Raw genomic sequence first — 22,325 nt, 5'->3', positions numbered from 1 at the left:
CTCCATGATTCGCCTGACCTCCGACCTGCCCGTCCCCGAAGCCTTGCGCGGCGCCATCGTCGCCCTGGGCAATTTCGACGGCTTCCATGCCGGTCATCAGGCCGTGGTGGGCGAGGCGATCCGCTGGGCCAAGGCCGAGGGCCGCCCGGCCATCGTCGCCACCTTCGACCCGCACCCCGTCGCCATCTTCGCCCCCGATGCCGCGCCCTTCCGCCTGACCACGCTGGACCAGCGGCAGGAGCTTTTCGCGCAGGCCGGGGCCGATGCCATGCTGGTGTTCAACTTCACCCGCGCCTTCGCCGCCACCTCGGCGCATGACTGGGTGCACGCCGTGCTGGGCCACACCATCGGCGCGGCGGGCGTCGTCACCGGCACCGATTTCACCTTCGGCAAGGGGCGCGAGGGCGATATCGCCACCCTCGCCACGCTGGGCGCGGAAATCGGCATGAAAGCCCGCGCCGTCGCTCCGGTGGAGGATACGCAAGGCGTCATCTCCTCCAGCCGCATCCGCGACGCCCTGCGCGACCGCGACCCCGCCACCGCCACCCGCCTGCTGACCCGCCCCTTCGCCATCCGCAGCACCGTGCAGCATGGCGACAAGCTGGGCCGCACCATCGGCTTTCCCACGGCGAATCTGGCGCTGGGCGACTATCTGCGCCCGGCTTATGGGATCTATGCCGTCACCGGGCACCTGCCCGATGGCCGCGTGCTGAAAGGCGCGGCGAACATCGGCGTGCGCCCGCATTTCGATCCGCCCAAGGAATTGCTCGAACCGCATTTCTTCGATTTCTCCGAAGACCTGTACGGGCAGGAGATCGAGGTGGCCTTCCACGCGTTCCTGCGCGGTGAGGCCAAGTTCGAGTCGATGGACGCGCTGATCGAGCAGATCGGGGCGGATTGCGATCTGGCCCGGAAGGTTCTGGAAGAAGTTTGAAGGGATAAGATGCGAGGGCCATCGCCCTCGCGCTCCCTTTAATGTCTGCGTGAGCGCTACGGGTTCGGCCTTGCGCATAGTTTGCGGCGCCGCAGGCAGATGATTTTCCAAAGCCTGCGGCGCTTTAGCTTGTGCAGGTGGAGAGTTTGGCCGCTACGGTCGGACACCACTGCCCTATCGCCGGAAGACATTATGGGAGCGCGAGGGGGTAACCCCCTCGCATCTTCTCTTTCTGCCTCCCAGACATTTGCAGGAATCCCTTACAATCGCTAAGGCACGCGCCATCATGACCGAAAAGCGCGACTTCCGACCGACCGTCTTCCTGCCGAAGACCGATTTCCCCATGAAGGCGGGCCTCCCCCAGAAGGAGCCCGGCATTCTGAAGGCTTGGCAGGATCAGGATATTTATCGCAAGTTGCGCGATGCCCGCTCGGGTCGCGAGAAGTTCATCCTGCATGATGGCCCTCCCTATGCGAATGGCAACATTCACGTCGGCCACGCGCTGAACCATATCCTCAAGGACATGGTGGTCCGCACCCAGAGCCTGCTGGGCAAGGATGCGCCCTATGTGCCCGGTTGGGACTGCCACGGCCTGCCCATCGAGTGGAAGGTCGAGGAAGAGTACCGCAAGAAGAAGCGCAACAAGGACGAGGTTCCCGCCAAGGAATTCCGCGCCGAGTGCCGCGCCTATGCCCGCCAGTGGGTCGATGCCCAGCGCGAGCAGTTGAAGCGCCTTGGCGTGAATGCCGACTGGGACAACCCGTACCTGACGATGGATTTCGCCGCGGAGGCGGGCATCGTGGCCGAGCTGCTGAAGTTCGCCGAGAGCGGCCAGCTCTATCGCGGTGCCAAGCCGGTGATGTGGTCGCCGGTGGAAAAGACCGCGCTGGCCGAGGCCGAGGTCGAGTATGAGGACATCACCTCGACCCAGATCGACGTGGCGTTTGAAATCACGGAATCGCCGATCGCCGAGCTGGTCGGCGCCTATGCGGTGATCTGGACGACGACGCCCTGGACGATCCCGGCCAATCAGGCTTTGGCCTATGGGCCGGAGGTGGATTACCACCTCTATCGCGCCGATGACGGCCGCCGTTTCCTCGTCGCTGTGGATCTGCTGGGCACCTTCCTCGAGCGCACGGGCCTCGCCCCGCACGCCGATGGGCTGACCACGGGCATGAATGTATCCGAGCACGCCTTGGCGACCTTCAAGGGCGCGGACCTCGCCGGCACCGTCGCCCGCCACCCGATGGCGGCGCAGTTCCCCGAGAGCCCCTTCTTCACCAAGCCCCGCCCCTTCCTCGCTGGCGATTTCGTCACCACGGATTCGGGCACAGGTCTGGTCCATATGGCGCCCGACCATGGCGAGGACGACTTCCTGCTCTGCAAGGCCCATGGCATCGAGCCCGTCTTCGCGGTCGAGGGCGATGGCAAGTATCGCGCCAACTGGGAATGGCTGGGCGGCGAAGGCTCGGTCATCAACCCCAAGTTCAACGCGCCCGACGGCCCGATCTGCACCGCCCTGCGCGAAGCGGGCGGCCTGCTGGCGGCCAGCGCCGACTACAAGCATTCCTATCCGCATTCGTGGCGCTCGAAGGCCAAGGTGATCTTCCGCTGCACCCCGCAGTGGTTCGTCCCCATGGACCGCCCCATCGACCGCCAGACCCCGCTCTGCGCCACTGAAGCCGGCATCCGCGCCGATCAGGGCGAAGGCGAGACCCTGCGCCAGATCGCCGTCAAGGCCATCGCCGACACGCGCTTCGTCCCCGAAAAGGGCCGCAACCGCATCAGCGCCATGGTCGAAGGCCGCCCTGACTGGGTGCTGAGCCGCCAGCGTGCCTGGGGCGTGCCGATCACGCTGTTCGTGGACCGCAAGACCGGCCAGTATCTCAGCGACCCGGCCGTCAACGCCCGCATCATCGAGGGCATCAAGGCCGAGGGCGTCGACGCTTGGGACGAGGAACGCGCACAGGCCTATCTGGGCGCCGACTACGATCTGGCCGATTACGAGCGCGTCACCGACATTCTCGACGTGTGGTTCGATTCGGGCAGCACCCATGCCTTTGTGCTGGAATCGGGTCGCTGGCCCGATCTGCTGCGCCCCGAAGGCTACAAGGGCCCGCATGCCGATCTGTATCTCGAAGGCAGCGACCAGCATCGCGGCTGGTTCCAGTCCTCGCTGCTGGAAGGCTGCGCCACGCGCGGCCATGCGCCTTACAAGGCCATCCTGACTCACGGCTTCACCATGGATGCCAAGGGTCACAAGATGTCCAAGTCGCTGGGCAACACCATCGACCCGCTCAAGGTGATGGAGACCTATGGCGCGGATATCGTGCGCCTCTGGGCCCTGTCGGTGGATTACACCGAGGATCACCGCATCGGTGACGAGATCCTCAAGGGCATCGCCGACCAGTATCGCAAGCTGCGCAACACCTTCCGCTATCTGCTGGGCGCGCTGGACGGCTTCACCGAGGCGGAACGTCTCGATGTCGCCGAGATGCCCGAGCTGGAGCGCTATGTGCTGGGCCTGCTGGCGCAGCTCGATGGTGTGCTCAAGCAGGCGGTCGAGGATTTCGACTTCAACGCCTATGTCCGCTCGCTGGTCGATTTCTGCAACGAGGACCTGTCGGCCTTCTTCTTCGATATCCGCAAGGATTCGCTGTACTGCGACGCTGCGGATGACGTGAAGCGCCGCGCCTATCGCACCGTGCTGGACGTGCTGTTCCACGCGCTGATCCGCTATGCCGCGCCGGTGCTGGTCTTCACCGCCGAAGAGGTCTGGCAGTCGCGCTTCGCCGGCGAGAGCGTGCATCTGCAGGAATGGCCCGCCATCCCCGCCGCCACGCTGGACGCCGAACGCTGGACCGCCCTGCGTGCCCTGCGCGCCGAGGCACTGGCCGCCATCGAGCCTCTGCGCCGTGACAAGACCCTCGGTTCCTCGCTGGAAGCCGAAGTCACCGTCCCCGCCGATGCGCCTGAAGCCGATCTGGCCGAACTGTTCATCAGCGCCGCCGTGCATCGCGGCGAGGCTCTGGCCGTCACCCGCACCGAGGCGCAAAAATGCGGCCGCTGCTGGCGCCACCTGCCCGACGTGACCGAGGACGGCGATCTCTGTTCACGCTGCGATCATGTCGTTTCTGCCATGGAAACGGCTGAATGAGCAGCTTCAAGCGCAACCGCCTGCTGGGCCTGGGCGTTGCCGCCCTGACCTTTGCCGCCGATCAGGCGGTGAAGTGGGCGGTCGTGCACCCCATCGGCCTGCCGGCGATCTATGATCGCAACATCAGCACCGCCACCTGGAACCCCGCCGTTCCCGACCTGCCGATCATCCCCTTCTTCGGCCTGAGCTGGCGGCAAAACTTCGGCGTCTCCCTCGGCCTCTTCACCGCCGGGTCGGACGGCGCGCGCTGGGCGCTTGTCGGCATGACCGCGCTGATCGCCGGTTTCGTCACCATCTGGTTGCTGCGCGAAAAGCGCTTTGCCGACACCGCCGCGCTGGGCATGATCCTGGGCGGCGCGCTGGGCAACATCCGCGACCGCGCTGCCCTTGGCTATGTCGTTGATTATGCGGATCTGCACTTCGGCGCCTTCCGCCCCTTCCTCATTTTCAACCTGGCGGATGCCGCGATCACCATCGGCGTCCTGATTATCCTTGCCCGATCCTTCCTTTCAGGCGAAAAGCGCGCCTCTCGGCCACAGGATCAGGCCAACACCGCGACGGAGAGCTGATACACATGCGCAAGTCCACCGCCATTCTGCTGGCGAGCGCCATCACCCTGACGCTGTCGGGCTGCACCGATCGTCTCTTCGCGCGCGTGCGCCCCGATGAATTCGCGGTGCAGCGCCAGGCCCCGCTCTACATTCCGCCCGATTTCGCGATGACCCCGCCGACACCCGGTGCCCCGCGCCCCGCCAGCCGCAGCAGCCAGCAGGACGCACTGGCCGCCATGTTCGGCGGCGAAGCCGGCAAGAGCCCGGTCGAAAACGCCACCCTGCGCAAGGCCGGCGAACCCGAGGCAGGCATCCGCTCCACCGCCGCCGACCCCAAGACCAACGCCGTCGATAAGGGCGACATCACCCGCGACATCATCGCGGCGCCCGAAGGCAACGGTCGCGAGGCGCAGACGACCACAGCCAAGTAAGGCTCCGGTTTTCGCGTTTACACAGCCGCCTGCGAGGAGACTCGCGGGCGGTTTTGTTTTTTCGGGGTTCAGGAAGAAGAGAAGATGCGAGGGCCATCGCCCTCGCGCTCCCTTTATTGTCTGCGTTGCGCTTCGGGTTCGGCCTTGCGCCCAGCTTGCCGCGCCGCAGGCTTTGACAGCACGGATCACTGCCTGCGGCGCTTGATGTAGCGCAGGTGGAGAGACTGGGCACGAGGATCGGGCGCCCCTGGCTCTCGTCGGAAGACGTTATGGGAGCGCGAGGGGGTAACCCCCTCGCATCTTCTCTTACTCTTCTTCCACGTCTGCCAGCACAATCCTGCTCACCAGCAGCTTGTCGATCTTCCGCCCATCCATATCGACGATTTCGAAACGCCACTCCGGCACCTCGAACACATCGCCCTCATCCGGAAACCGCTTCATCACCGACAGGGCAAAGCCCGCCGTCGTCGCGTAATCGCGGTGCTCGGGCAGGTCCAAACCGAGACGGCGGCTCAGGGCGTCCGCGGGCAGGGCGCCCGCGATCAGCATGCTGCCATCCTCGCGCTCGATAACCATGGGGCCTTCGCCGTCGTCCTGATGGCTCACGAAGGTGCCCACGATGGCCGAGAGCAGGTCGGCGGGGGTGACGATGCCTTCGACATGGCCGTATTCGTCATGCACCAGCGCCATGGAGATGCCCGATTGCTGCAGGATGCGCAGCGCGTCCATGGCGTCGAGCTGGTCGGGGATGATCTCGGCCTTGCGGATCAGGCGGCGCAGGTTCAGCACGCGCCCGGCCACCAGCACGGCGAGGATCTCGCGCACCTTGGCCACGCCCAGGATCTTGTCGGGCGATCCGTCGCCGATGGCCAGCATCGAGTGCGGGCTGGCGGCGATACGCTCACGCACGGCGGTCTCGCTGGCGTTGACGTCGATCCAGTCGATCTGGTTGCGGGGCGTCATCACCTCGCGCACGGGGCGACCGGCCAGGCGCATGATGCCGGTCATGATCTCGCGCTCTTCCTCCTCGATCACGCCGGAGCGGGTGGCCTCGGCGAACATCAGGTGAAGCTCTTCCTCGGTGACGGAAGGTTCGTCGGTGTGCTTGACGCCCAGCAGGCGCAGCAGCCCCTGCGAGCTGCGGTCCAGCACCCAGACCAGGGGCGCGGTCCAGCGCGCAAGGCGAACCATGACGGGCGCGGCGAGGCAGGCGATGGGCTCGGCCATGCGCAGCGCAAGTTGCTTGGGCACCAGTTCGCCCGCGATCAGGCTGACGAAGGTGGTGATGCCCATCACCAGCACCAGCCCGGTTTCATCGGCAAAGCGGTGGGGAATGCCCAGCGCCTCCAGCCGCTGAGCGACCGGCGTGCCGAGGCTGGCTTCGGAAAGCGCGCCCGTCACCAGCGCGATCAGCGTGATGCCGATCTGCGCGGTGGAGAGCAGCTTGCCGGGATCTTCGGCCAGTTCAAGGGCCGCGCGTGCGCCGCGCCGCCCGCGCTCCACCAGAAGTTTGAGCCGGGCCGGGCGGGCCGATACGATTGCCAGTTCCGACATCGAGAACAGGCCGTTCAAAACGACCAGCCCCGCGATCATCAACAGGTCTGTCCAGGGAAAGGGTGTCACAATAATCCCACCTTAACAGCTTTCCATTCCCGCGCGAAGGGGCATTCCCGGACCATTGGCCCAAACCTTCGGCACATGCGAAAAGATTGCAATAATTCACATGTTCGATGGTTCATAACTCTCCGGTCAAGCTGTCGTTCACCGAAAACGCATGATACGAGTTGCGACATTCAGGACGTCGCACAGGAGATCGCATCCATGCTCACCAAGTCACGCGCAGCAGTTGGCGCTCTGGCGGCCCTCTCGCTGATGACGGCGGGCTGCGTGACCGATCCCAACACCGGGCACAAGAAAGTGTCGCGCACCGCCATCGGCGCGGGTGCGGGCGTGCTGGGCGGCATTCTGATCGGCGGGCTGATCGGCGGCGGCACGGGCCGCATCATCGGCGCGGGGATCGGCGGCATCGTGGGCGGCTCGATCGGCTATGCCAAGGACAAGCAGATCCGCGACCTGCGTGAAAAGACCGCCGGCACCGGCGTCAACATCAGCCAGAGCGATGACGGGCGCGCCATCCTGGTCAACCTGCCCGATGGCGTCACCTTCGACAGCGACAGCTATGCCCTGCAGCCGCAGTTCCGCCCCACGCTGGACAAGATCGCGCAGAGCCTGAACGATTATCCCAACAGCCTGATCGACGTTTACGGCCACACCGACAGCAGCGGCACGCCGCAGCACAATCAGGTCCTGTCGGAGAACCGCGCCCGCACCGTGGCGGATTACATGTCGATCCGCGGCGTCAGCGCCAGCCGCGTGCGCGCTCAGGGCTTCGGCGCCACCATGCCCGTGGCCGACAATGCCACGCCGGAGGGCAAGGCCCGCAACCGTCGCGTGGAAATCAAGATCGTGCCGATCACGCAGGAGCAGGTGCAGGCCGCCCGCGCCCAGGGCGGCAGCTACTGAGAATCAGGCGGGGCCTGACCGGCTCAGGCCCCGCGCCGGACTTTTTTGTAACCCGCGTATCCTTTCACGCCTTCGCCACGTAATAGCTGGTGAAGGAGATGCGTGATGAAGGATTCAACGCTCCAACCATCGATGGTGCCCACACGGCGGCATATGCTGACCGGGCTGGTCTTCGGCGTTTCGGCCATGGCGGTGGGTTTTCGCCTCTGGCCGCAGGAGGCGCAGGCCGCCACCGCCGGCTACCCCATCCATTTCACCGACGCGGAATGGAAAAAGCGGCTGACCGCCCAGCAGTTCGCCGTGCTGCGCCAGCAATCAACGGAATATCCCTACACCTCGCCGCTGCTGAAAGAACACCGCAAGGGTACCTTCCTCTGCGCGGCGGACGGGAATGCGCTGTTCTCCTCGGACACCAAATTCGAAAGCGGCACCGGCTGGCCCAGCTTCTGGAAACCACTGCCCGGCGCCGTGGGCACCAGCACGGACCACGAACTGGGCTATGCCCGCACCGAGGTGCATTGCAGCAAATGCGGCGGGCATCTGGGCCATGTGTTCGACGATGGCCCCCGGCCTACGGGCTTGCGCTATTGCATGAATGGGGTGGCGATGACGTTCAAGGCGGCGTGAAGGGGTTTTAAGGAAGAAGGTGCGAGGGGGGAGTCTTTGATGGTCGCATGTCTCAAGAGACATGCTCCGGGCCCTCGCGCTCCCAGAATGTCTTCCGACGATAGGGTCGTGGCGCCGGATCCTCGCGCCCGAACTCTCCACCTGCGCCACCTTAGGCGCCGCAGGCTTTAAATCCTCGGCACTACGCCTTCCTATTCTGCCTGTGGCGCGGCAAGCTGAGCGCAAGGCCGAACCCGTGGCGCAATGCAGACATTAAAGGGAGCGCGAGGGTTATGACCCTCGCCCTTATCTTTTAACCTTGAACACCTGCAAGCTCCCGCCAGTCCCGGCCACCGGCTCCAGCCAACCGGGCACATGGCCAGCCATCAGCCTTGCGGCCAACCCCTGAGGCGCCGCATGGGCATAAATGGGGAACTCCGCCGCCAGCGGGCACACCGCGACATAATCGATCCTTTCCGCAGCGATCAGGGCGTGAGCCCTGTCCTCCGGCGCCGTGAAGATACGGATCACCGCATCCATGGCGCGCGCGCCGCGATGATGCGCGCTGGCCAGCACCGCCTGATGCGTGTTCAGCAGCAGTTCCGGTGCGGTGTCCAACCCCGCCAGAACGAGCCCCGGCGGCTGCCCGGCAAGGGCGCGCGCGCCACGGTCGAGATGGCAGGCCCAAATCGGATTGCCCTCCGGCACGGCTGGTTCGCCGGGCAGAGCCTGATCGCGCCGGGCAACCTTATCGGTCATCGGCGCGGCAGGGCTGGGGGCAAATTGCTGATAGAGGGTCAGGGGTGCGCTCGGCTGCACGGCGGCGACAATGGCCAGCAGCCAGCCCGCCTTGGCGAGGGGCGGGCTGACCCGTGCCCGTTCCAGCCAGCTCTGGACCAGCCATGCCAGCGGCACGGCGGTGAAAGCTCCGGAGACACCGGCGGCACGCGCCACCAGCAGCGCCACGGCCTGGGCGCCGATCAACACCAGCGCATAATCCCGCCAGATCAGCCGCTGCCGCCCATGATGCGCTTGCATGATCCGCCACAGGGCGAACAAGGCAAAGAGCGGAGGGAAAAGGATCTGCACGATTTTCGAGGGCAGTTGGTGCCAGATCGCCAGCCCTTCATCGACCTGATTGTACCACAGTTCGCGCACCAGCGGGCTCAGCATATCGAAGGAGCCGGCGCGGCATTGCGGCGCCATGCCGAGATAGAGCGCCCCCGCCAGAGCCCCCAGCACGCCCAGAGCGATCACCCGGCCCCACAGCGGCCAGCGCGCTCCGCAGGCCGCTCCAGCCACGCAGCCAAACGCGGCCACAGCCAGCACCGCCAACTGGACGGGCGACATCTGGTCGCAATGCTGCGCCAGATCGCCAAAGCCACGCAGCAGCGCAAAGAGCAGCAGCGAGGCCGAGGCCAGCGCCGCCATATAATGCGCCAGCCACAAGCGCCCCGGTTCGTTACGGAACCAGCGCAAGGCGCCCACCGCCGCGAAGATCGCGGCCAGCGGCAGCCCTTCCACGCTGATTTCCAGACTGGCGGCCATGGCCAGACCCGCCAACCATGCGCCCAAAGTCGCGCGGCGCGCCAGCAAGCCGCTCAGCGCCAGCACGGCGCAGGCGATCTGCCAGCCATGATGGTCGATGCGCATGGGCAGGACCTGAGTCACGAAAGGCGCGCTCATCATCAGCATCAGGCAGGTCATGGTGACAGAGCGCGCGCCCAGCCGCAGCCAGGCGATACGCGCCAGCAGCGTCATGATCACGCCCAGAGTCAGCAGCGGCACCAGAATCCGCGCCGCCATTTCGGCTCCGGCCATGCCCAGCAGGGGGCGCAGCGCCAGCATCACCCCGGCCAGCGGCAGATCGACCAGCCGCGACCAATGCATCGGCACGCCGCCATGCAGCGGATCGAGCCGGTGCTGGGTCAGGTCGAACCAGCCCTGTCCGCCCAGCCAGTCGCGCACTTGCTGCAGGCGCAGCGCGTCGTCGGGGTCGGGAAAGCGATGCTCGACGATGGAGCGGGCGCTGGTCAGCAGCAGCAGAAACACCACCAGCGCAAAGGCCGGGATCAGCCGCTTGAGAAAGCCTGAATCGCGATGCAAGGACATCACCCTCACTCCGCCAGACGCGGCGCGAAGACCAGACGGTTGCGCAGCACATAGGTCGCGATGAAGGAAGCCGCCACCGCCGCCAGCTTGGCCAGCCGCGCATCGAGGCCAACATGGGACCCCGCACTGACCACCAGCACCGTCACCGCCAGCCCCAGCAACGCCGAGGCGACGAACAGCGCCTGTTGCCTCAGCCGGTCGCGCCCGGCCTGTGCCAGATGCTGCGCGAAAACCGCACGGCTCGACAGGAGCCAATGCGCGCCGATGCCCAGCGCATAGGCCAGCGCGGCGGCAGGCGTGGCCGCCATACCCAGCCGCAACAGCAGCAGATAGCAGCCCATATCGACCGCCAGCGCGGCAAGGCTGGCGCCCAGATAGCGCGGGAAAGCGTGGCTCAGCAGGACCCGCATCGGTCTGCGGTCAGGCTGCACGCTTGCCGGGCGTGCCCGAAACGCGGGTCGGCACAGCGCGCAGCGATGCCAGCGCGGCAGCCTGATCGGGCGTGACGGGGCGGGTGTCAGGAAGGCGCTTTTCGGCGCCTTCGTCCCCGGCCTCGTGATATTCGGCGTCCTCATTGACGCACCAGATGTCATACACGCGCTGGCCCGCCTTGATGTTCTCCACGCTCAGCATGGCGGTCATCATGGCATGGTCCTGATTGTTGTAGCGGTGCATGCCGTTGCGCCCCACCAGATGCAGCGTGGGGAAGCGCGCCTCCAGATCCTCGCGCATCGCGGCGACATGGGCGGCATAGGTTTCGTCATAGACCGGATAGGCCTTTTCCTGACGCACCACCGCGCCGCCGATCACCTGATCGGGGTTCACCAGCCCGAGGATTTGCATTTCGCGCGTGGCTAGCGCGACGAGATCCTCGTCGGCCATCGACCACAGGCCGTCACCCTCAAAGCAGAAATACTCCAGCCCCACGCAGGCGACGGATTCATCGGGCACCATTTCGGGCGACCAGCTGCGGAAGTTCTGGATGCGGCCCACCTGCACCTTGGAATCGTGGATGTAGATCCAGTTGTCGGGGAACAGATCCTCGCTGCGGATTTTCAGGGCCACGGTCAGGAAGTCGCGGTATTTCAGCTCCATGGCATCAGGCAGGCTGACGGGCAGGGGGTGGATGCGCCCGGCCAGCTCGCGCATCGGCGCGCTGGAGATGATGTGCCGCGCGGCAATCACGCTCTCGCCGGAATCATGGCTGGCGGTGAGGTGCCACAGGCCATCGGCGTCCTGCGACAATTGCTTGAGTCCATGCCCCATCAGGATGCGGCCCAGACCCGTGGCAGCAATCTTGCGCGCGGCCTCTTCCCACATCATGCCGGGACCAAGGCGCGGATAGCGGAAGCTTTCCAGCAGCGTCTTGGTGGCCATGCCGTCATTGGGCTTTTTGTTCAGACCCAGCGAGCGCTTGAAGCCGTCCAGCACCGCCTTGCCAAGGCTGAGACCCTTGATGCGCTGGGCGGCCCAATCGGCGCTCATCGTGTCGCAGGGCATGCCCCAGACCTTCTCGGTGTAGGTCTTGAAGAAGATGGAATAGAGCTTCTGGCCGAACTGGTTGATCGTCCAGTCCTCGAAGCTGCGGACATCCTTGCGCGGGAAAGCTTTCGCCAGCGCGAAACTGGCCATGCACAGCGTGGAGCGCCACAGGCCCAGATTGCGCAACGCTTCAAAGGCGCGCAGCGGATAGGAGTAGAAGCGGCCCTCGTAATAGATGCGGCTCATGCGCGGGCGCTGGATAAAATCGTCGGGCAGGATCTCGTTCCACAGATCGACCACCTGCTGCGATTTCGAGAAAAAGCGGTGCCCGCCGATATCGAAGCGGTACCCCTCATGCTCCACCGTGCGGCTGATGCCGCCGACATAGCGCGGGTCTTTCTCGATGATGGAGACCATATAGCCGGCCTTGGTCAGCAGATAGCCCGCCGTCAGCCCTGCCGGGCCCGCGCCGATGATCGCCACATCCACTGTCTGCTGTCGATCGCCGCTCATAACCAACCTTATGCCATGCTGGTCCTGACCGGACCCCTGTGTCGGGCGTGAAGGAAAATGCCTAAGCAATGATGAAGAGGCGCCAAAAACAGGGCCCAAAACCCCGGTTTTCGGCAACATCACAAGGTAAACGCGGCGGTAACATCGATTCGCCACGGCCATGCGCGATCGACTCGACAGAATCCATGCCACCCACGTCGGACAATGCGGCTTTTCGCTGTCGCATCGTGCGAAAAACCGGTGCCCACTTTTTCGCACGATGCGCTACTGTGGCCGCGATGGAGAGAATGCCCCAAAACCGGTGGCCCGAGCAGGGCTCGCCCCAAGCATCGCGCGCGCAGGTCTGGCGGGTCTGCCTCGGCTGGCTGGCCGGGCTGATATTGTGCTTCCTGCTGGCCAGCCGGCTCAGCCCCCACGGCGGGCAGGGCATCGCGGGCGCCTATGTGCTGATGCAGGACCGCTGGCTGCTGGCGATGGCGGTCGGCGTGGCCCTGCTCTCCACGCTGACGGCCATGACAGCGCGCTCCCGCTTCAGGCCACGTGGCATGGGCTTCTCTCCCCGCGCGGTGATCGTGCTGACCCTGCTGGCGGTGGGTGTGGCCGTGGCCGGGCGGCACTGGCTGCTGCTCGATTACGACCTTTCCCGCGATGAGCAGATGGCGACATTCGACGCCTGGATCTATGCTCACGGCCATCTCGCCTGGCCGCTGCCGCCCGAGTGGCGCGCCGATTTTCCGATGCTCAACAACCTCTTCATGCTGCCGGTGGGCAAGCCCGTGGCGTGGATCTCGGCCTATCTGCCCGGCCACACCGGGCTGCGCGCGCTGGTCGGGCTGATCGCGCCGGGCTGGCTGGGTGGCCCGGCCTTCACCGGGCCGCTGATGCTGGGCGCCTCGCTCTGGCTGCTGTGGAGCATCGCCCGCACCATGCTGACCCGCGAGGGCGCCAGCGTGGCCGTGCTGATGCTGCCGCTCTCCGGCCAGAGCCTGTTCGCCAGCATGAGCGCCTTTGCCATGCCCGCGCATCTGGCGGTCAATCTGCTGTGGCTGCGGCTGTTTCTGGCGAACCGCCCCCGTGCCGATCTTGCCGCTCTGGCGGTGGGCTTCCTCGGCACCGGGCTGCACCAGCCGCTGTTCCACCCGATGTTCGTCGCGCCATGGCTGGCCCTGCTGCTGGTACGCGGGGCGTGGAAGCGGCTGGCGCTCTATGTGGTGGCCTATGGCGCCATCGGCCTGTTCTGGCTGGCCTGGCCACATGTAACTCACAGCCTGATCTGGGGGCCGGGCAGCTTCGAGAGCGATGTCGGCACCAGCTACCTCTCGCGCCTGCTCGACCTGCTCAGGCAGAACGAACACAACGTCCCGATGATGAGCGCCAATCTGTTGCGCTTCGCTTTGTGGAACCACCTCGCGCTGATTCCGCTGACGGTGCTGGGCGCGGGCCTTGCCCTGCGCGACGGGCGCGTGGCGGCACTGCTGGCCGGGCTGCTGCTGCCGGTGGTGGTGATGGGGATTATCCTGCCCTATCAGGGCTATGGCTTTGGCTATCGCTACATCCACGGGCTGCTGGGCAATGCCGCCCTGCTCGCCGGTTTCGGCTGGCAGCGGCTGACGCCATGGCACACCCGCCTGCGTCCCGCGCTGGCCGTGGCCAGCCTTGGCACGCTGGCGCTGATGGTGGCGCAGGGCGCGCTGACGCATCGCCTCTACGCGCCCTTCGCCCGCGAGAACGCCGCCATCAACGCCTCGGGCGCCGATTACACGATTCTGGGCGGCAATGACGGCGCCTTTGCGCTCGACCTCATTCTCAACCGGCCCGATCTCTCCAACCGGCCTCTGCGGCTGTCCATCTGGGAGATCGAGGATGCCGACGCCCTTGCCGCACGCCTGTGCCGGGGAGGGGGCAAGCGAATCGCTTTACCTCAGGATTCGTTCTTTGCTCGGGAAGACGCGCTGTTCGGGCGGGCGGCCAGCGGGGAAGCCAGTCAGCGGTTTGCTGAAACCGCTCAGGCCTTCACTTCGGCGGGGTGTGGGGTGGTGGTTTTGAAATAAGGTTCAAGGAGAAGATGCGAGGGCCATCACCCTCGCGCTCCCTTTAATGTCTGCGTTGCGCCACGGGTTCAGCCTTGCGCCAAGTTTGCCGCGCCGCAGGCTTTAAAACATGAACTGCCTGCGGCGCTTTAGGTCGCGCAGATGGAGAGGTGGCGCGCAACAATTCGGCGCCACCACCCTATCGCCGGAAGACGTCATGGGAGCGCGAGGGGATAATCCCCTCGCATCTTTACTTTATCCCTTAGGGATATTTCATCTTGATATGCGACGTCAGCCCATCGCGCGTCACATTCAGACGCACCGAGCTGAACGTCGGCAACCCCAGCAGCGTCGGCGGATTGTTTGAAAACCCATACCCCTCGGCAGGCATCTTGAAGCTGGTGAGGTCGAACTTCTGGTTCGCGTTCTCGTCGTGATAGAGCGCCAGCACCCAGACCCCGGTTTTCGGCAGATAGATGCATGTGTTGGTGGTGCCTGCCACGGCCTTGGTGCGCCCCACATAGAGCGAGCCGTGCTTCACCAGAAACTTGCTGGAATCATCGGCGTAGAGCGTGATGGCGATCTGGCCCTGGTCGTTGCGGACATTTTCCACCACCACATTGATCCAGTGCGGACTGACGGGGCCGGTGCATCCGGCGGGCGCGCCATCGGCCAGCGCCGGAGCGGCGGGCAGGGCAAGCGCGCAGGCCATGGCGGCGGCAAAGCGGCGAAGCGGCGAAAAAGGCATCTGGTCTGGCATCCAGTCGATCAGCAGTGCCGGCCCCGCCGAAAACGGCAGAGCCAACAGGGTGGAACGTTCCTGCCATCCCCCCCGGGCTGGTCCGGGGGGCAATACAGGATGGCACTGTGTGGTGCCAGCACTTCTTGGCAACAGTGTGGCAAAGTAGTTCCCCCTAGGGTTGCTCCGGTTCTGATCGAACCGAGCGACCCCAAGTTTCTTTTGTTTGCCGTGATTTCCGAGTCACCATCTGATTCCATCCGGCTTTAATTCACTTGGCGTGACCGCACGTTGAACATCATCGTCAGCCAACTGTGTGGAAAATGGCGGGGTCAGCGCTTGAGTGGGTGCGAATCGGGGGGTAAGCCAAGGTGATTTGGTTTCCGTCAAGAGCATTGCCCCTATCATGACCACGCCCCTGATTGCCCCTTCGATCCTCTCGGCCGACTTCGCGCGGCTGGGCGAGGAAATCCGCGCGATCGACGCCGCCGGGGCCGACTGGATTCATGTGGACGTGATGGACGGGCATTTCGTGCCCAACATCACCATCGGGCCGATGGTGGTGAAGGCGCTGCGCCCGCACACGCAAAAGCCTTTTGACGTGCATCTGATGATCTCGCCGGTGGACCTCTATCTGGAGGCCTATGCCGAGGCTGGGGCCGATCTGATCAGCTTCCATCCCGAGGCCGGGGCACATCCCCACCGCACGGTGCAGGCGATCAAGGCGCTGGGCTGCAAGGCGGGGCTGGTGCTCAATCCGGCGACGCCCGTGGACGTGCTGGACTATCTGATCGAGGATCTCGATCTGGTGCTGCTGATGAGTGTGAACCCCGGCTTCGGCGGGCAGAAGTTCATCTCCAGCCAGCTCCGCAAGATCGACGTGGTGCGCAAGAAGATCGAAGCCACCGGCAAGGCCATTCACCTTGAGGTGGATGGCGGTGTCGATGTGGAAACCGCTCGCCAGTGTGTATCCGCGGGGGCGGATGTGCTGGTGGCGGGAACGTCCAGTTTCCGGGGTGGGCCGGAACATTATGCCGCGAACATCGCGGCGCTGAAAAGGGCCGGGTAAACGATGTGGGAGGTCGAGGGAACGTCAGGTGCCAGTCCATCGGGTTCCCGCGAAGGGACAGCGCGTTCGCGCGCCATTCCCCTGACCTCCGCCCAACCCTCGCATGAGGAAACCGCGCTGCTGGCCGATGAGCGCCAGAGCGACGAACGGCAAAATGGCGCCCGCCCGCGTGATGCCCGGCTGATCGAGCCCAGCCGCGCGCTGGCACTGGCCGATTTCGGCCCGCCGAAAGTCGGCGCGGGTGAACGGCTGATCCGCATGGCCTATCGCATGGGCGTGTCGGGCGGCATGCTGGCCGCACCTTTCCGCAAGCCCGCGCGACCGCGCCTGCTGGCCGCCGTCGCCAATCCGCTGCCGGGCGATCGTACCTCCGGCATGGCGCTGCGTTCGGGCCATTTTCTGGTGCATGGGCTGAGGCTGCCGATCATGCAGGTCGATTTCGCGGGCGTGGCGCGTCTGGCCCCGCCCGTCGAGCAGGCGGTGCATGGCTTTGGCTGGCTGGCCGATCTGGAAGCGGCGGGTCAGGTCGACCGCGCCGGGCAGGTCGATCGCGATGGCCGCGATCAGGTCACTCCGGTGGCCGAGCGTATTCTGGGCGCCTGGATGCTGGCCAACCCCAAGGCGCCCTCGCGCCCCGGCAAGGGCCCGGCGTGGAGCGTGGACAATGCGGGCAACCGGCTGCTCAACTGGCTGGTGCATGCCCCGCTGATCCTCTCCGGCCCCGACCGGGCGCAGCGCGAACGCATCATGGAGGCCATCGAGGGCACCGCCCGCTGGCTCGACCGCAATGTGGGCCGGGGTGAGGATTTGCTGGCGCAGGTGATCGGCTGGACCGGCATCGTCGCCGCCGGGCTGCTGCTGCCCGATGGCCGCCCGCGCCGCCTCTATGGCGAATCCGGGCTGATCGCCGCTTTGGGCGAATTGCTGGGCGACGATGGCGGCGTGATGAGCCGCAGCCCACTCGGCCAGATGGAGGCGATGAGCGCGCTCGTCCGCCTGACCGCCTGCTATCGCGCCACCCGCCGCGAGCCGCCGCGTGCGCTCGAATCGATCCTGCAACTGATGGTGCCGCCGCTGCTGGCGCTGGCGCATGGCGATGGCTCGCTGGGAAGCTGGCAGGGCAGTTGGGCGGTTTCCGCCGATGCCGTGTCGCGGCTGGTGGCAGCGACCGGCGTGCGCACCCGCCCGCTGCGCGATGTGCGGCAGTGGGGCTATCAGCGCGTCAGCGCGGGCAAGAGCATGATGCAGTTCGACGCCGCACCCCCGCCGCTGGCCCGCCATGCGCGCACCGGCAGCGCCTCGACGCTGGCGTTTGAGCTGAGCCACGCCGGGCAGCGCATCATCGTCAATTGCGGCGGCGCGGCGGCGGCGGGCGGACTGATGCCGGTGCGCCTTGAGCAGGGCCTGCGCGCCACGGCGGCGCATTCCACGCTGGTGCTCGACGATGCGAACTCCACGGCGGTGCTGATCAATGGCGCGCTGGGCAACGGCGTCGGCGAGGTCGAGGTCGACCGCCGCACGCTGGAGGGCGAGGGCACCGCGGGAAGCTGGGGCGCCACCCGTCTGGAGGCCAGCCATGACGGCTATTCCACCCGCTATGGCCTGATTCACCGCCGCATCCTGATCCTGCGCGACGATGGCACCGAATTGCGCGGTGAGGATCTGCTCGTGCCGCAGGGGCGCAAGGGCAAGCGCGGGATGGTGGGCTATGCCATCCGTTTCCACCTCGGCCCCGGCATCGATGTCGGCCTGTCGCAGGACAAGCAGGGGGTGGGGTTGGCTCTGCCCGATGGGTCCTACTGGCAGTTCCGCGTCGGTTCCGGCGAGATCGGGATCGAGGAGTCGATCTGGTGCGACGGGCAGGGGCGCCCGGTGCCGGTGCAGCAGATCGTGATTCAGGGCATGGTGTCCCGTGGGGGCGGGAATTTTGCCTGGTTGTTGAAGAAGATGGGGTAGTTAAGTGAAGATAGATGCGAGGGGGTTACCCCCTCGCGCTCCCATAACGTCTTCCGGCGATAGGGCAGGGGCTCCCCATCGTGGCGCCCAGACTATCCACCTGCACCACCTCTGGCGCCGCAGGCTTTAATCCTCCAACGCTGACCTATCGTTCCTGCCTGCGGCGCAGCGACGCTGCTCTGTCGCCGAACCCGAAGCGCGGCGTAGACATTAATGGGAGCGCGAGGGTTATGACCCTCGCATTTAATCTTTCTCTTCCTGCCCCTTACCTTTCCGAACCCTTCAAAACCCCGCAGCACCCCTAGCCAAACCGGCCAAAATCCTTATGGGGGCGCGCAACAGCAGGGCGTTATCAACCCGCCCACCAGCCTCCGCAGGAAAGGCCGCATCATGACCGACATCGTTCCCATTCGCCGCGCATTGCTCTCCGTTTCGGATAAGACCGGTCTGGTCGATCTGGGCAAGTCTCTGGCGGCAAAGGGCGTTGAGCTGGTTTCGACCGGCGGCACGGCCAAGGCGCTGCGCGATGCCGGTCTGGCTGTGAAAGACATTTCCGAGCTGACCGGCTTCCCCGAGATGATGGATGGCCGCGTGAAGACGCTGCACCCCAAGGTCCATGGTGGCCTGCTGGCGGTGCGCGACAATGCCGAGCACGTCGCCAGCATGAACGAGCATGCCATCGGCGCGATCGATCTGGTGGTGGTGAACCTCTATCCCTTCGTGCAGACGGTCGCCAAGGGCGGCACGCGCGAGGAGATCATCGAGAACATCGACATCGGCGGCCCTTCGATGGTGCGCAGCGCGGCCAAGAACCATGAGTTCGTCGCCATTGTGACCGATCCGGCGGATTATGCCGCTGTGGCTTCGGGCGAAACCACGCTGGCCCAGCGCCGCAAGTTCGCCGCCAAGGCCTATGCGCTGACCGCCAGCTATGACGGCGCGATCAGCCAGTGGTTCGCCCATGCCGACCAGGGCGAGGCCTTCCCCGAGACGCTCGCCATCACCGCCGAGCGCGCCACCGAACTGCGCTATGGCGAGAATCCGCACCAGAAGGCGGCGCTCTATTTGCCCAAGGGCCCGGCGGCCAAGGGCATCGCCAATGCCGTGCAGGTGCAGGGCAAGGAGCTGAGCTACAACAACTACAACGACGCCGATGCCGCGCTGGAGCTGGTCGCCGAATTCCGCGATGCCGAGCCGACCGTCGTGATCGTCAAGCACGCCAACCCCTGCGGCGTCGCCACCGGCGCCACGCTGGTGGAGGCCTATGAGGCTGCTCTGAAGTGCGACTCGGTCAGCGCTTTCGGCGGCATCATCGCCGTGAACCGCCCGCTGGATGGCCCGACTGCCGAGGCGATCAGCGGCATCTTCACCGAAGTGGTCTGCGCGCCCGATGCCGATGACGCCGCCAAGGCCGTCTTCGCCAAGAAGAAGAACCTGCGCCTGCTGCTGACCGGCGAGCTGCCCGATCCCAAGCGCCCCGGCCTGACGGTGAAGCCCATCGCCGGTGGCCTGCTGGTGCAGAACCGCGACAATGGCAGCATCACGCGCGATGACCTCAAGGTCGTCACCCAGCGCCAGCCGACCGAGCAGGAGCTGGAAGACGCCCTCTTCGCCTGGACCGTGGCCAAGCATGTGAAGTCCAACGCCATCGTCTATGCCAAGGACGGCATCACCGCGGGCATCGGCGCTGGCCAGATGAACCGCCGCGATTCCAGCCGCATCGCCGCCGCCAAGGCCAAGGAAGCTGCCGAGACTCACGGTTTCGCCGATGTCCACACCAAGGGCAGCGCGGTCGCCTCGGACGCCTTCTTCCCCTTCGCCGACGGCCTGCTGGCCGCTGTCGAGGCGGGTGCCACCATGGTGATCCAGCCGGGCGGCTCGATGCGCGACGATGAGGTCATCAAGGCCGCCGATGAGGCCGGGCTGGCGATGGTCTTCACCGGCATGCGACACTTCCGCCACTAATCGTTACAAAGGTGAACCGCTCCGAAAGCCCCGGTTCATCGACTCCAGACTAAACAGGCGCTGCGATGAGCCGTTCGTCGCAGCGCCAAACCTTTTGGTCGCGCCCGCACGCGGGTGAGACCAAAGAGGGGCTGGAACTTTTCGACGGCAGTACCATTTAGGGCCTCCCCCCGAGGGCTTTCCCGAGCCCGCCATACAAGTCGATCCTCCCATGAGCCTTTTCAAATCAGACCTTTTCCGCTCCTTTGCTGTCGGCTTCACGCTGGGCGCTGTGGCGATCTGCCTGTTTCTGAGCATGCACAACGGTGCGAGCAACCCGGTGATTCCCACCGCGGTCGCCGCCCCCTCGCGCTAAGGCGCTCCGCATCATGCGCCCGGCCTTTGCCGCTGCGGTGCTGATGCTGGCGGCGGCCTGCTCGCCAGCCGATACGGCGCAGGCCGGAGGCCAGAACCGTGGCCAGTCCGCCGCGCCGATGGGCGAAACCATACTCCTCACCCCCGAAGCCCGCGTGCCCGCTCAGGAAGCGCCCGGCCTGAAGACAGCCATCTTCTCCGGCGGCTGCTTCTGGGGCATCGAGGCCGTTTTCTCGCATGTGAAAGGCGTGACCAGCGCCGTCTCGGGCTATCAGGGGGGGCAGCGCCTCCACCGCCAATTACGACCGCGTCAGCGAGGGTGACACCGGCCACGCCGAAAGCGTGCGCGTTACCTATGATCCGGCGGTGATCCGTTACGACCAGTTGCTGCGCATCTTCTTCGCGGTGGGCGCCAACCCCACGCAGTTGAACCGGCAGGGCCCCGACAGCGGCACGCAATATCGCAGCGCGCTGGTGCCCCAGAACCCCGAGCAGGAGAAAGTCGCCCGCGCCTATCTGGTGCAGCTTGATGCCGCGCATCTGTGGAAGGGCGCGGTGGTGACCCGGATTGAGCCGATGAAGGGCTTCTATCCCGCCGAGACCTATCATCAGGATTTCATGCTGAAAAATCCGGGGCATCCTTACATTCAGTATTGGGATGTGCCCAAGGTGGAAGGGCTGAAGAAGCTGTTTCCGCAGGTTTATAAGGCTGATTTTACAAGAAATTGAAGGGATTAAGCAGGGGGCGTTACGCCCCCTGCACCCCCGTTACGTCTCCCGACACAGGTGGAGCGCCAAACCAGATCGCAGCGCCAACGTCCCACCGCCGGAGGCAGTCATTTTTCCCTGCGGGGCGGACAGGGCGCGCCGGTGGGGGACCACTACCCTCTCGTCGGAAGACGTCATGGGAGCGCGAGGGCCGGAGCATTTCTCTTGAGAAATGCGACCAATTGACACGCCCCCCTCGCATCTTCCTTCTTTCCCCTAACCCAGCTACAAGCCCCCCATGTCCGCACACCACCACCATCACGAACTGACCGGCGACGGTCTTGTCCACGCCGCCCGCGCCGCTCTGGAGGTGGCTGGCGAGCAATGGACCGACATGCGCGGCGATGTGTATGATGCGCTGGCAACCGAGGGCAAACCGGCCTCCGCCTATGACATTGCCGAGGCGGTGTCGAAGCTGCGCGGCAAGCGCGTGGCGGCCAACAGCGTCTATCGCATTCTGGACCTGTTCGTGCGGACCAATCTGGCGCGGCGGGTGGAGAGCGCGAATGCCTATATCGCCAACCCGCATCCGGGATGCCGCCACGACTGCATTTTCCTGATCTGCGAGGTTTGCGGCAAGGCCGTGCACATCGACGACGACAAGCTGACCGGCGCTCTGGTCGAGGCGGCGAAGGCTGCCGGTTTTGCCGATGTGCGCCCGGTGGTCGAGCTGCGCGGCATGTGCTCCGACTGCACCGCCGGGGCCGAATAAATCTTCAGAACTGCGTCAGGCTGAGCAGATTGCCCTCGGGGTCGGGGAACCACGCGACCAGCGTGCTTCCGCCCGGCGCTGCCCACACGCCATCGGCATCCTGACCGAAGCCTTCATAGGTTTTGAACACCACGCCTTTGGCTTTCAGCGCGGCGATGGTCTCGCGGATGTCCGCAACGCTCCAGCCGAAGGCGGTGTGGGGCTCGGGCTTGTGGCTGGGCAGGTTGGTCAGGCGCAGCATCGCGCCCTGGCCCAGATCGAAGGCGATAGCAAAGCCGTCCTCGCTGACCAGCGGCAGGCCCAGCACATCGGCGTAGAAAGGTTTGAGCGCCTGAGGGTCGGCGCTGAAGACGAAACCGATGGGGCGGGCGCTGGGCAGCAAACTCATGGCAGGCTCCATGGCTGGAACCTTGCCAATCTCTC

18 protein-coding genes and 1 pseudogene are annotated in these 22,325 nt (G+C 65.6%); 13 read left to right on the top strand and 6 right to left on the bottom strand.

From position 1 onward, the window contains the following. Positions 1-4: 4 nt before the first annotated feature. The 4 genes from ABDW49_RS00950 to ABDW49_RS00935 all read left to right on the top strand — a co-directional run bounded on the left by ABDW49_RS00950 (position 5) and on the right by ABDW49_RS00935 (position 5,073). Complete coding sequence (locus tag ABDW49_RS00950; RefSeq protein WP_343609026.1) at positions 5-934, top strand: bifunctional riboflavin kinase/FAD synthetase; 930 nt, start codon at positions 5-7, stop codon at positions 932-934. 286 nt (positions 935-1,220) lie between these two features. Then, positions 1,221-4,091: an isoleucine--tRNA ligase gene (ileS, locus tag ABDW49_RS00945; protein ID WP_343609024.1), complete on the top strand. Its 2,871-nt coding sequence runs from the start codon at positions 1,221-1,223 to the stop codon at positions 4,089-4,091. Next, positions 4,088-4,660 (top strand): signal peptidase II, encoded by a 573-nt coding sequence (gene lspA, locus ABDW49_RS00940; RefSeq protein ID WP_343609022.1) that lies wholly within the window; start codon positions 4,088-4,090, stop codon positions 4,658-4,660. Before ileS ends, lspA begins: the two co-directional genes overlap by 4 nt. 5 nt (positions 4,661-4,665) lie before the next feature. Further along, complete coding sequence (locus tag ABDW49_RS00935) at positions 4,666-5,073, top strand: DUF3035 domain-containing protein (protein ID WP_343609021.1); 408 nt, start codon at positions 4,666-4,668, stop codon at positions 5,071-5,073. 306 nt (positions 5,074-5,379) lie between these two features. On the opposite strand, the gene ABDW49_RS00930 is transcribed toward ABDW49_RS00935, so the two are convergent. Then, positions 5,380-6,696: a hemolysin family protein gene (locus ABDW49_RS00930; protein ID WP_343609019.1), complete on the bottom strand. Its 1,317-nt coding sequence runs from the start codon at positions 6,694-6,696 to the stop codon at positions 5,380-5,382. Positions 6,697-6,894: 198 nt separating this feature from the next. Between ABDW49_RS00930 and ABDW49_RS00925 the strand changes: the two genes are divergently transcribed. Beyond that, the gene (locus ABDW49_RS00925) at positions 6,895-7,596 is read left to right on the top strand and encodes an OmpA family protein (RefSeq protein ID WP_343609017.1); all 702 of its coding nucleotides are present in this window, start codon (positions 6,895-6,897) and stop codon (positions 7,594-7,596) included. 105 nt (positions 7,597-7,701) lie between these two features. Beyond that, positions 7,702-8,223 carry a peptide-methionine (R)-S-oxide reductase MsrB gene (gene msrB, locus ABDW49_RS00920; protein ID WP_343609015.1) on the top strand — a complete coding sequence of 174 codons (522 nt, stop codon included), beginning with the start codon at positions 7,702-7,704 and terminating at the stop codon, positions 8,221-8,223. A gap of 285 nt (positions 8,224-8,508) precedes the next feature. Here msrB and ABDW49_RS00915 read toward each other — a convergent pair whose 3' ends face one another. Genes ABDW49_RS00915 through ABDW49_RS00905 form a run of 3 tightly spaced genes read right to left on the bottom strand, consistent with a single transcriptional unit; the run spans position 8,509 to position 12,309 of the window. Next, complete coding sequence (locus ABDW49_RS00915; protein WP_343609013.1) at positions 8,509-10,314, bottom strand: hypothetical protein; 1,806 nt, start codon at positions 10,312-10,314, stop codon at positions 8,509-8,511. Between the two features lie 5 nt (positions 10,315-10,319). Further along, complete coding sequence (locus ABDW49_RS00910; RefSeq protein ID WP_343609012.1) at positions 10,320-10,724, bottom strand: GtrA family protein; 405 nt, start codon at positions 10,722-10,724, stop codon at positions 10,320-10,322. Between the two features lie 10 nt (positions 10,725-10,734). Then, positions 10,735-12,309 (bottom strand): NAD(P)/FAD-dependent oxidoreductase, encoded by a 1,575-nt coding sequence (locus ABDW49_RS00905; protein ID WP_343609011.1) that lies wholly within the window; start codon positions 12,307-12,309, stop codon positions 10,735-10,737. Between the two features lie 287 nt (positions 12,310-12,596). Here ABDW49_RS00905 and ABDW49_RS00900 point away from each other — a divergent pair, with 287 nt between their 5' ends. After that, positions 12,597-14,360: a hypothetical protein gene (locus tag ABDW49_RS00900; RefSeq protein ID WP_343609010.1), complete on the top strand. Its 1,764-nt coding sequence runs from the start codon at positions 12,597-12,599 to the stop codon at positions 14,358-14,360. 241 nt (positions 14,361-14,601) lie between these two features. On the opposite strand, the gene ABDW49_RS00895 is transcribed toward ABDW49_RS00900, so the two are convergent. Beyond that, positions 14,602-15,144 carry a DUF2141 domain-containing protein gene (locus ABDW49_RS00895; protein ID WP_343609009.1) on the bottom strand — a complete coding sequence of 181 codons (543 nt, stop codon included), beginning with the start codon at positions 15,142-15,144 and terminating at the stop codon, positions 14,602-14,604. A gap of 340 nt (positions 15,145-15,484) precedes the next feature. Here ABDW49_RS00895 and rpe point away from each other — a divergent pair, with 340 nt between their 5' ends. The 6 genes and pseudogenes from rpe to ABDW49_RS00865 all read left to right on the top strand — a co-directional run bounded on the left by rpe (position 15,485) and on the right by ABDW49_RS00865 (position 21,902). Beyond that, entirely contained in the window at positions 15,485-16,147 is a 663-nt protein-coding gene (gene rpe / locus ABDW49_RS00890) for a ribulose-phosphate 3-epimerase (RefSeq protein WP_343609007.1), read from the top strand. 3 nt (positions 16,148-16,150) lie between these two features. Beyond that, positions 16,151-18,103: a heparinase II/III family protein gene (locus tag ABDW49_RS00885; RefSeq protein WP_343609005.1), complete on the top strand. Its 1,953-nt coding sequence runs from the start codon at positions 16,151-16,153 to the stop codon at positions 18,101-18,103. A 390-nt stretch (positions 18,104-18,493) separates the two neighbouring features. After that, on the top strand, positions 18,494-20,068 hold the full coding sequence (gene purH / locus ABDW49_RS00880; RefSeq protein WP_343609003.1) for a bifunctional phosphoribosylaminoimidazolecarboxamide formyltransferase/IMP cyclohydrolase: 1,575 nt from the start codon (positions 18,494-18,496) through the stop codon (positions 20,066-20,068). Positions 20,069-20,279: 211 nt separating this feature from the next. Next, positions 20,280-20,423: a hypothetical protein gene (locus ABDW49_RS00875; protein WP_343609002.1), complete on the top strand. Its 144-nt coding sequence runs from the start codon at positions 20,280-20,282 to the stop codon at positions 20,421-20,423. A 13-nt stretch (positions 20,424-20,436) separates the two neighbouring features. Then, positions 20,437-21,151, top strand: a pseudogene (msrA, locus tag ABDW49_RS00870) (peptide-methionine (S)-S-oxide reductase MsrA). A 277-nt stretch (positions 21,152-21,428) separates the two neighbouring features. Next, on the top strand, positions 21,429-21,902 hold the full coding sequence (locus tag ABDW49_RS00865) for a transcriptional repressor (RefSeq protein WP_343609000.1): 474 nt from the start codon (positions 21,429-21,431) through the stop codon (positions 21,900-21,902). Positions 21,903-21,906: 4 nt separating this feature from the next. On the opposite strand, the gene ABDW49_RS00860 is transcribed toward ABDW49_RS00865, so the two are convergent. After that, positions 21,907-22,290, bottom strand: a complete 384-nt coding sequence (locus ABDW49_RS00860) for a VOC family protein (RefSeq protein WP_343608998.1) — start codon at positions 22,288-22,290, stop codon at positions 21,907-21,909. Positions 22,291-22,325: the final 35 nt, after the last annotated feature.

It is taken from the genome of Novosphingobium sp., assembly GCF_039595395.1.
Classification (GTDB): Bacteria; Pseudomonadota; Alphaproteobacteria; order Sphingomonadales; family Sphingomonadaceae; genus Novosphingobium.
The sequence above is the reverse complement of the archived record's forward strand: the minus strand, read 5'-3'. Positions and strand labels throughout refer to the sequence as shown.